Genomic DNA, 9,389 nt, shown 5'->3' with positions numbered 1-9,389 from the left:
GGTCATGCCCTCCTTGATGAAGGCCGGGAGGATGAGCTGACTGGGGTGCAGGCGGGTCTCGGCGACGAGCCGGCGCATCGCCGCGGACTGGCGCAACCGACGGGGGCGGTTCAGGGGGAAGGACATGGCCTCGAGTCTAGGACGCGGGGGTGACGGCCCGCTGAGGCGGATCGGTCCGTCTCTCCGCCTCCGTCGGGGGCACCGTTCTCCCGGCTGTCCGCCAGCTGCCGCTTCCGGCGCCGCGAGGCCATGCTCGCTCGACGACCTGCCACCTCCACGACCGCCTGAAACACGTAGGAACGAACGGTTCAACGACGTCGTTGTGGCCGTGGGAGCCGACGGATTGACTCGGATGCCACGCACCCACCGCACCTGCCTCCCGCTCGAATTTCACCCCCGCCATAGGTCAAGCGTGTGCCAGTCTTGCGGGGCACCCATGGACTGGACGGAAAGGGCATGCGAAGTCGGGAAGGTGCGCAGTAGCTCGGCCAGGCGCGGCGCCCACAACTGCTGCGCCTCGATCGACCGCAGCATGTAGGCGATGATCGCCAACGCGTTGTAGACGCCGAAGTGTCCTTTGGGGGCGGCCGGATCCTGCAGATGGTCCAGGAGGGGCACCTGGCCCACCCTTGGCCGCGAGGGGGCGTGCTGGAGCTTGCGGTTGAAGAGACGTGCATGATGCGCGGCCACGTTGCGCACGTAGTTCAAGCTGGCCAGCCAACTGCCCATCACCTTCTTCTGGGGGACCCCGAACGCCTCAGCCACTTCCTGAGCATCCTTCTGGAGCATGCCCCGGTAGAGCTTGGACAGATGTCCCATCTCCAGCAGCTCCGTCAGCGCCCAGACCGGCATGTGATCGTCGTACTTCCGACGGAAGTGGGCAACGAACTGCTCGTCCGAGGAGTCACGGCGTTGCTTGACCCTCTCGAGCCACTGCACCTGCTTGCTGGGGCTCGGATCACGGTTGTCGGTGCTCGCCCTCGTGAACGAGTCATCAAAACAGGCGGGGTCCTCGTGGGCGAACGGCGAGGACCGCCCCAACACGTACCCAATGCGCATGCGTACCGCCACCTCGATGCGCTCCACGCCCTCCATGACGAGCAGACGCAGCTGCCGGTCGAAGTCGATGATCTCCTCCGCATGGTGCAACGCCGTGCCCGGGCGGTACTTGTTCAACACCCGGATCGTCGTGCGCCCCTCGTCATCGACCTCTTCCCCCGACTCCAGGAACGGGTACAGGTAGCCGGTCACTCGGTAGTAGCCGACGGACTCGAGCAGTCGCAGAGCCCGCGCCGGGTCATCGACCTCCAGGCCACGCTGGACTAACCGCTCCACCTGCGCTTCGAGGGGCAACCACTTCTTCGTGTACTCCACGCGTCTCTCCTACACAAAGAAAACCAGCCCGCGCCTTGCGGCAACGGGCTGATCATGATGCGGAGACTCTAGCACGGGTAGGAGCCTGGGTCCCTGAGGGCCAGCGCCCCCTCAGCCGGTGCAGCTCTGCGCGTCAGGTCAGGTTGCCTGGCTTCGACACCGGCGGATCCCTCGTAGGGAGGGGTAAGCCCCGCAAGAGCTACCTCACTTGCCCCCATGCCCCAACCCGTTCCGGGGCAGCGTCAATGCCGCAGGGCCTCCCCCCACGTGAGGGCCTTGCCGGTGTGCAGGATCGAGCGCTCGTAGATCGTCGCGGCCAGCCAGATGGCCAGGGCCATGGCCGCCACCAGCACGGCCAGCGCACCGAGGTGCTCCCCGAGGGAGCCCTGCCCTAGGAAGACGCGCAGGGGCACGGCCACGGGGGCGGAGAAGGGGATCCAGCTCATGATCCGCAGGGCCTCCGGGTTGTTGTTGAAGAAGATGACCGCGAAGTACGGGAGCATGATCATCAGCATCACCGGCATCGACGTGGAGCCGATGTCCTCCTGCCGGGAGACCATCGACGCAGCGGCCGCGTACAGCGCCGCGATCATCACGAACCCGATCGAGAACAGCAGCACGAACCACAGGATCGGCACACCCAGACCGTCCAGGGGCAGCACGTCCCCGTTGATCTGCATGCCCAGCAACAGGGCGCCGGCCACCAGGCCTACCTGCAGGATCGCCATGGCCGCGTTGCCCAGCACTTTGCCGGCCATCATGGCCCGCGCCGGCACGGCCGCCAGCAGGATCTCCACGATCCGCGACTGCTTCTCCTCGATCACGGACACCGCGATCTGCTGACCGAAGGTGACCGCGGCCATGAAGAACACCACGCCGAAGCCGAAGGCGATCAGGTACCGCAGCGCCGGGTTCGGGGCGCTCGGGTCCAGGAGCTCCACGGCGGGGGTGGTGGACAAGGCCTCTACCAGCGTCGAGGGCGCGTCGGTCATGGCCAGCACCCCGAGACCCGAGGGGGTGCCCGGGGCGGGGATGACGGCCGCCTCGGCCTGCCCGGCGCGCACCGCCTCTCGGGCGGCCTCGACGGAGCTCAGCGTCGTAGAGGTGTAGTCCGGCCCCAGGGCGCCCACGACGGCGGCGGTCTGCTCCGTGACGGCCACGCGCATCGCGTCCCCGCCGAGCAGCTCCCCCAGCCGGGGTGCGAGCAGGGTGGCGGCCAGTGCGGCGGCGAGCAGGATCAGGGTGGTGATGATGAAGGGGCGCGAGGTGGCCTTGACTCGCATCTCCCGGGCGGCGACGGTGCCCACCGCCGACCAGAAGGGCGTGCGGCGGGGGCCGGTCCGCGAGGAGGTGAGGGCATGAGCGGGTCGGGCGGGCAGGGCGGTGCTCATCGGGTGACCTCCGTGAAGATCTCGTGCAGAGTGCGGGTGAGGGGGCCGAACCGGTGCACGGTGCCCCGCACCACCGCCTCGGCGAGGACGGCATGGGCGGCGGCTTCGGAGGCGGCCTGGAAGCAGACCCGGCCCCCATCGAAGGTGAGGACCTTCACCTCGGGCATCCCCCGCACCCAGCCGGTGTCGGTGCCGGTGACCAGTTCCCACTCAGGCTCGGTGTGGGCGGCCAGCAGCTCGTCCCGGGAGCCTGCGGCCCTGACCTGCCCGTCTGCCAGGATGATCAGCTCGTCGCACAGGCGCTCGACAACGTCCAGCTGGTGGGAGGAGAAGAGGACGGGGATCCCGGTGTCGGCGGTCTCCCGAAGCATCTGGAGAGTGACGTCCACAGCGTTCGGGTCCAGCCCGGAGAACGGCTCATCCAGTACCAGCGCGACCGGCTCGTGCACGAGAGCGGCGGCGATCTGGGCGCGTTGCTGGTTGCCCAACGAGAGCTCCTCGAGCCGGCTGGACCCCCGCTCACCCAAGCCCAGGCGCTCGAGCAGCGTCAGGGCCCGCGCCCGGGCGGCGGCGGGGCTCATATCGTGCAGGCGGCCCAGGTAGACCAGCTGGTCCAGGACGGTCATCTTCGGGTACAGGCCCCGCTCCTCGGGCATATACCCGATACCCGCGCGGTAGTCGGCGGTGATCGGCGCACCGTTGACCTCGATGCTCCCCGCGTCGGGGGTGAGCACCCCGAGCAGGATGCGCATCGTGGTCGTCTTCCCCGCACCGTTGCCGCCCACGAACCCGGTCATCAGGCCCGGTTGGATGCTGAAGGTCAAGTCCTTGAGCACATGCGCTGCACCGAAGGACTTGTTCACCCCGTTCACTGTGATCATGACCCGAGTCTAGGAAGACGCTCCCCCGGGCCGCCTCCCCCGCATGGGCGATCTCCGCGGACGCCGGCCCTCATCCGAACGGAGGAGGACCTGCGGGCTCCGGGGCCGGATCAGGACCGCGCCACCCCATGCTCAAAGGCCCACAGAACCGCGTGCACCCGGCCTCGGGACCACGTCTTCATCAGCACATTGGACACATGGGTCTTCACCGTGGCCTCACTGACGAACAGCTCCTGACCGATCTCCGCGTTCGACAGGCCCCGGCACATCGCCCGGAGCACCTCCGCCTCGCGAGGCGTAAGCCCGGCCTCGGCAATAGCCTCCTGCGGCCGCGGTCCCCACTGCACGCTCGTGGACAGCGAGCCCGCTGCGGCGGCCATCGGCACCGGGCCGGTGACCCCGCCCGGGGTGGAGGGCCGCGTCATGCGGGCGAGGACGCGCCGGGTCACCTGCGGGTCCAACAGCCCGTCCCCACGCCCCAGAACCCGGACCGCCTCGATGAGCCCCTCTGGTCCGGCGGACTTCAGCAGGAATCCCGAGGCGCCGGCCTGCAGCGCGTCGAAGAGCGCCTCGTCAGTGTCAAACGTGGTCAGGATCAGCACAGCCGCACGCGTGTCCCCCGCGACGAGACGCCGGGTGGCCTCGATGCCATCCATGCGTGGCATCTGTACGTCCATGCACACCACATCGGGCTCGAGGACCGCCACCATCTCCAGCGCCTCGACGCCGTCGGCCGCCTCCCCCACAACTTCGATGTCCTCTTCGGAGGTGAGGATGGCTGAGAAGCCCAGCCGGATCAGGGGCTGGTCGTCCACCAGCAGGACTCGCAGGCTCATCAGATCTCCTCGCTATTCACCGTCGGGACGGCGGCCCGCACGAGCCAACCCCCATGGTCCTTGGGACCGGCCTCGCAGGACCCGCCGACGGAGGCCATCCTCTCGCGCATGCCGATCACGCCCAGTCCCGTCCCTGTCGGCACCGGTGAGCCTCGGCGGCCTCCGCGGCCGTCGTCGCTGACCTCCAGCTCCACCCGGCCCGGCTCGTGACGCAGTCGAACCGTCACCGCGGCGCGCGGCCCGGCGTGCTTGCGAGCGTTCGTGAGGCCCTCCTGGGCCACGCGGTACAGCGCCAGCTGAGCCGGTGGAGCCAGTTGCGGCTGCGGACCCACCCGCTCCAGCACCACGTCTTGGCCGATCGCCCGCGCCTCCTCCACCAGGTGCTCGAGGTCAGCCAGGCGCGGCACCGAATCAGGCAGCTCCTCGCCGTCGCGTAGGGTGTGGACCATGGTCTTGAGCTCGGCGACGGCCTCGCGGGCGGAGACCTCGACGCCGCGCAGATGGGCGCCGGCGGCCTCCGGGTCCCTTGGCATGATCACGCGGGCCGCCCCCGCCTGTACCCCCATGGCCGTGACGTGGTGGGCCACGACGTCGTGCAGCTCCCGGGCGATCCGCAGGCGCTCGAGGCTCACGGCCTGCTCGGCCAGTTGATCCTGCTGCGCCCGGATCTCGGCATTGGCGTGCTCTAGGTCCTGACGCTCCATGGCCGCACGCCATGTTCGGTTGCCGAACACCCAGGCGCCGGCGAAGTAGGCGATGTTGACCAGCAACTGAATGGCGGCGAAAGCCATGTAAGCGTTGACCCCACGCTCACCGACCTCCGGGTCGGTGAACCCATCCACCATCGCCCACAGAAGCCACAGCCCCATCCCGGCCGCCACGATGCCGCGAGACCAGTTCGCCAGCCGCCGATCAGTGGACCACGCCCCCACTGAATAGAACGCCAAGAACACCACCACCTGGGAGGCGTACAGCTCGATCCCCACCCACGCGCCCAGCACGAAGAACACGGCCGAGACGGCCACCATCACCGCCACCGGGAAGCGTCGGCGCCATGCCAGCGGAACGGCGAGCACTGCTGCACCCACGGCAACCCACCCCACAGCAGCCTTCCAGGGCGTCTTCTGCACGAAGTCGGAGAGGTACACCAACTCCACGCCAGCCACAGCCAACACCAAAGCTGTCAGCACATCCCGGCGTTGCCACCCCGACGGTCGCGCGCGCGTGTGAGGCAGGTGAGCTGAGGCAGGAGAGCGGACGGCCATGACGCCGACCCTACTCTGAGCCCGTGCACGCTCGGGATCCCCCGCGAGAGGGAGAACCACACTGGATCGCCCCGGGATCACTGGATCGCCCCGGGTGCGCGTAGGCCCGGAACTGCCGCCTCCGTGCGAGAGTTGCCCCATGGACCTTCACAGAGCGTCCCGCCGGATGTTCGCCGCGCTGGCCACGGTGGGCCTCGTGTTGGCTGCCCTGCTCGTGTTCTTTCCGGAGGCGTCCCTCAGTCGATGGATGAGCACCCGCCTCCTCCTGGCCCAGGCCCTCGCCTTCCCAGCCCTGACCGGTGGGGCCCTGATCCTGCTCGGCACCGTTGCGCTGGTCCTGAGCATGACGGTGCAGTCCCTCCGCCGAATTGGGGTGGTCACCGCCGCTCTCGCCCTGGCCGTCCTCGGGGCGGGGCTGGCGGCGTTCCCGGCCGGACCGCCTTGGACGGCGGGCCCCTTCGCCGCCACGGGGAACACCGGACGCACACTGCGCGTCACCGTGTTCAACAGTCAGGACACCCTCACGGCGTCGGATGTGCGGGAACTCGTCGACGTCGCCGACCCCGACGTGCTGGTCCTGCCCGAGGCCACACCCTCGCGGGCGGTCCAGGCCATGGCGGGAACCCCCTACGCCACGGGCATCCACGAGGCTCCCGACGCCGGGTTCAGCGACGGACGCCCCTGGTGGGCCGCGCCCACCGTGATGGCCGTCCGCCCCCGCGCAGGCGCCTACAAGGACACCGCCCCGACCCCGAGCACGTTCGGCGCCCTTCGCCTGGAACCGCTTTCGGGGGCCGCCGCCCCCGTGCTCGTGGGAGTCCACACCGCACCCCCGCTGCCGCGCACCATGGACGCCTGGCGGGCCGACCTAAACCGTCTCGGCGGGCTCGACAACACCACCGGCGACGGCCCGGTGATCCTGGCCGGCGACCTGAACGCCACACTCCGGCACGGTGCCCTGACCGCCCGCGCGCACCTCGTGGACACCGCGCAACAGTGCACTGACCATGTCGGCGGCACCTGGCCTGCCGCCGCCCCGGCCTGGGCACGCGCCCCCATCGATCACGTCTTGGTCAGCACCGACATCGAAGTGCTCTCCTGCAGCACACACCTCCTGGGAAGCTCAGACCACCTCGCCTACTCCGTGGAACTGCGGCTGCCTCCGTTCCCGCCTGCCAAGGGAGAAGGATGAGCCCAGCCTTGCAGAGCCCCTCTCTCCTGCTGCGGATCACCCGGGCAGGGTGCAGGCTCCCATGTAGCTGGTGGGCCCGGTCCCCTGCGGGGCGTTCGCCTCGTCGTTGGTCTTGTGCTGGATGACGGTCCCGTCGCTGAGGGTGACGGTGATGTACATCGTGGAGTAGATGAAGGCCTGGCTCGAGAGGTACCTGGCGAGGTTCGTGTACTGGATCGTGAAGTTCCCGGCCTCCCCCGTGCCGAAGTTCCTGCATCCGATCGACGCCGCGCCACAGGGACCCAGCGCGGTCGACTGGTAGGTGCCGGCGCCGGAGCTCGCCCGCCAGGTCCGGGTCATCGTCCAGGTGTTCGCGGCGGCGTGGGTGCCGCCCCGCGGGTTGGTGAAGGTGAAGCCGCCCACGCTGTTGTTGAAGACCACATAGGGGTCCCAGCCGGGAGCGGAGGCGGTCCGCTGGGCGGCGGACAGGTTGTATCGGGAATTGGTCTGGCCGATGGAGCCCGCAAGGTTGGACGTCTGGTTGGCCGGGTAGAAGATGCCGGAGGTGTTGCTGGTCTGCCCCTCACGCCGTTCGACGCGGAAGGTCACGTCGACCTGCTGGACGGTGACGTTCGGGGGGCAGTCCGCAGAGGAACGTCTGGCCTCCCAGGGACAGGTTGAGGGAGGTGCAGGTCGCGTTGGGGCCCCAGTAGACGCCCACGCCTCCCCCGGGGGCGATGCGGGGCGTGCACCTTGAGGCGGCGAATGCGGGGGCGGCGGCAGCGGCGACGGCGGCCGGCACCGCCCATGCACCCCCGGCGGCCACCATGCGGCGCGAGACGGTCGTGCTGGGGCGGTTCTCCACGGGTTCAGACTCCTGAGGTCGGGGATGCGGGAGGGGCACAGCTGCCGCTCCACGCATGGCACTGGTCGCTTCCCCACGCTACATGGGCGGTCACCGCTGCCCCAGGGCACAGCCGCCGGCGATTTCCTCAGGAGGCCGCCGCCCCAGAGGCCGCCGACCTTGGGTACCCTCCGGATATGACGCGCACTCTCGAGGAGATCTGGCCGCCCTACGGGCTCGTCGTCGAGTCCGGCGACCTGCGGATGACCGCGCTGCGCGAGGCCGACGTCCCGGAGGTGCTGGACGTCGTCGCCGGCGGGATCCATGACCCCTCCTGGACGCCGTTCCTCTTCCCGTGGACGGATGCCCCGGCCGAGGAGATGCCTGCGAACTACATGCGGTTCTTCGCCTCCACCCTCACCCGCACCGTGGACGGGGGCGTGAGCCTCGAGCTGGTGGTGCGCCGGAACGGGCGGGTGGTCGGCATGCAGGGTGTGAACGGCCCGGACGTCACGGCCACCCGCCGCCTCGAGACCGGCTCTTGGCTGGGCCTGCCCTTCCAGGGGCAGGGCCTGGGAACGCGGATGCGCCGCATGGTGTGCGCGCTGGCCTTCGACGGCCTGGGGCTCGACGCCGTCACCTCCTCCGTCTGGGAGGACAACGCCGCCTCCCGCCGGGTCAGTGAGAAGGTCGGGTACACGGAGACCGGCCGCGGCCGGGCCGAACGCCGCGGGATGCCGACCGGCGAGGTGTTCTTCGAGCTGCGGCCCGAGGACTTCGACCGCGGGCCCGACCGCGTGCACATCACCGGCGCGGACGCCCTGCGCCGATTCCTCGCACTGGACGCCGCCTGAAGCGACCGGCCGCCCCCCCTGAGAGGCCCCATGAGCACCGACATCCTGACCCTCACACTGACCGGCACGGAGGTGGAGCAGTCTCCGCCCGCCGGCGTCGTCCTCCACGGGCTGGACGGCACCCTGGCTCCCGACCTGGCGGAGGTCTACCTGGCCGGCTATCCGCTCGGGGTCGCCGCCGCAGACCTCACCGAGGCCCGTGAGGAGATGGACGCGACCTTCCGCGGGGAGTTCGGGGAGCTTCGCGACGACGCCAGTGCCACGGCCTGGCTGGAGGGCCGGCTCGTCGGCGCGATCATGGTGACGACCCGTTCGATCTGGGACGAGGGCCTCCCCGGCCCCTTCATCATCGACCTGTTCACCGACCCGGATGCCCGTGGCCGTGGGGTCGGCCGCGCCCTCGTCCAGCACGCTCTGAGCGCATGCGCCGCCGCGGGAGACAGCACCCTGAGCCTGCGCATCGGTGAGGGCACATCCCCCGCGGCCATGTCGCTCTACCGCAGCCTGGGATTCCGGCCTCTGCCCCGGACGGCCTGACCCCGCCGCCCGTCCTCACCGCCGACACCGTCCCCGAGACGACGGCGGCGACCCCGGGGATGGGACTGCGTCCCCGGGGCGGCGGGGCGACTACCCTGGAACCATGCCTGAACCCACCCCCGCCTCCCTGCGCATCGCCGTCCTGCTGGACTGCGACAACGTCTCGCCCAAGTACGCCGCCCTCATCCTCGAGGAGCTGGCCACCTATGGCACCCCGACGATCAAGCGCGCCTACG

Annotated in this window: 9 protein-coding genes and 1 pseudogene; 3 read left to right on the top strand and 7 right to left on the bottom strand. The window is 70.0% G+C overall.

Annotated elements, in window-relative coordinates; all coding sequences use genetic code 11:
* The 6 genes and pseudogenes from SPI96_RS09925 to SPI96_RS09900 all read right to left on the bottom strand — a co-directional run.
* A pseudogene (locus tag SPI96_RS09925) lies at window positions 1–126 on the bottom strand (porphobilinogen synthase); the annotation flags it as partial.
* Between the two features lie 264 nt (window positions 127–390).
* Window positions 391–1,335 carry an Abi family protein gene (locus SPI96_RS09920; protein WP_321082205.1) on the bottom strand — a complete coding sequence of 315 codons (945 nt, stop codon included), beginning with the start codon at window positions 1,333–1,335 and terminating at the stop codon, window positions 391–393.
* A 281-nt stretch (window positions 1,336–1,616) separates the two neighbouring features.
* The gene (locus tag SPI96_RS09915) at window positions 1,617–2,765 is read right to left on the bottom strand and encodes an ABC transporter permease (RefSeq protein ID WP_321082204.1); all 1,149 of its coding nucleotides are present in this window, start codon (window positions 2,763–2,765) and stop codon (window positions 1,617–1,619) included.
* The gene (locus tag SPI96_RS09910) at window positions 2,762–3,646 is read right to left on the bottom strand and encodes an ABC transporter ATP-binding protein (protein ID WP_321082203.1); all 885 of its coding nucleotides are present in this window, start codon (window positions 3,644–3,646) and stop codon (window positions 2,762–2,764) included. Before SPI96_RS09910 ends, SPI96_RS09915 begins: the two co-directional genes overlap by 4 nt.
* A gap of 110 nt (window positions 3,647–3,756) precedes the next feature.
* Window positions 3,757–4,482: a response regulator transcription factor gene (locus SPI96_RS09905; protein ID WP_321082202.1), complete on the bottom strand. Its 726-nt coding sequence runs from the start codon at window positions 4,480–4,482 to the stop codon at window positions 3,757–3,759.
* Entirely contained in the window at window positions 4,482–5,648 is a 1,167-nt protein-coding gene (locus SPI96_RS09900; protein WP_321082201.1) for a sensor histidine kinase, read from the bottom strand. The genes SPI96_RS09905 and SPI96_RS09900 overlap by 1 nt, the downstream gene beginning before the upstream one ends.
* A 238-nt stretch (window positions 5,649–5,886) precedes the next feature.
* On the opposite strand from SPI96_RS09900, the gene SPI96_RS09895 reads away from it, so the two are divergent.
* On the top strand, window positions 5,887–6,939 hold the full coding sequence (locus SPI96_RS09895) for an endonuclease/exonuclease/phosphatase family protein (RefSeq protein WP_321082200.1): 1,053 nt from the start codon (window positions 5,887–5,889) through the stop codon (window positions 6,937–6,939).
* 36 nt (window positions 6,940–6,975) lie between these two features.
* Here the strand turns inward: SPI96_RS09895 and SPI96_RS09890 are convergent, their stop codons facing one another.
* The gene (locus SPI96_RS09890; protein ID WP_321082199.1) at window positions 6,976–7,527 is read right to left on the bottom strand and encodes a hypothetical protein; all 552 of its coding nucleotides are present in this window, start codon (window positions 7,525–7,527) and stop codon (window positions 6,976–6,978) included.
* A gap of 432 nt (window positions 7,528–7,959) precedes the next feature.
* On the opposite strand from SPI96_RS09890, the gene SPI96_RS09885 reads away from it, so the two are divergent.
* Window positions 7,960–8,616, top strand: a complete 657-nt coding sequence (locus tag SPI96_RS09885) for a GNAT family protein (protein WP_321082198.1) — start codon at window positions 7,960–7,962, stop codon at window positions 8,614–8,616.
* Window positions 8,617–8,646: 30 nt separating this feature from the next.
* Window positions 8,647–9,153: a GNAT family N-acetyltransferase gene (locus SPI96_RS09880; protein ID WP_321082197.1), complete on the top strand. Its 507-nt coding sequence runs from the start codon at window positions 8,647–8,649 to the stop codon at window positions 9,151–9,153.
* Window positions 9,154–9,389 lie beyond the last annotated feature (236 nt).

It is taken from the genome of Micrococcus sp. (assembly GCF_034179925.1).
Classification (GTDB): Bacteria; Actinomycetota; Actinomycetes; order Actinomycetales; family Micrococcaceae; genus Micrococcus.
This window is presented reverse-complemented; position numbering and strand designations above follow the sequence as displayed.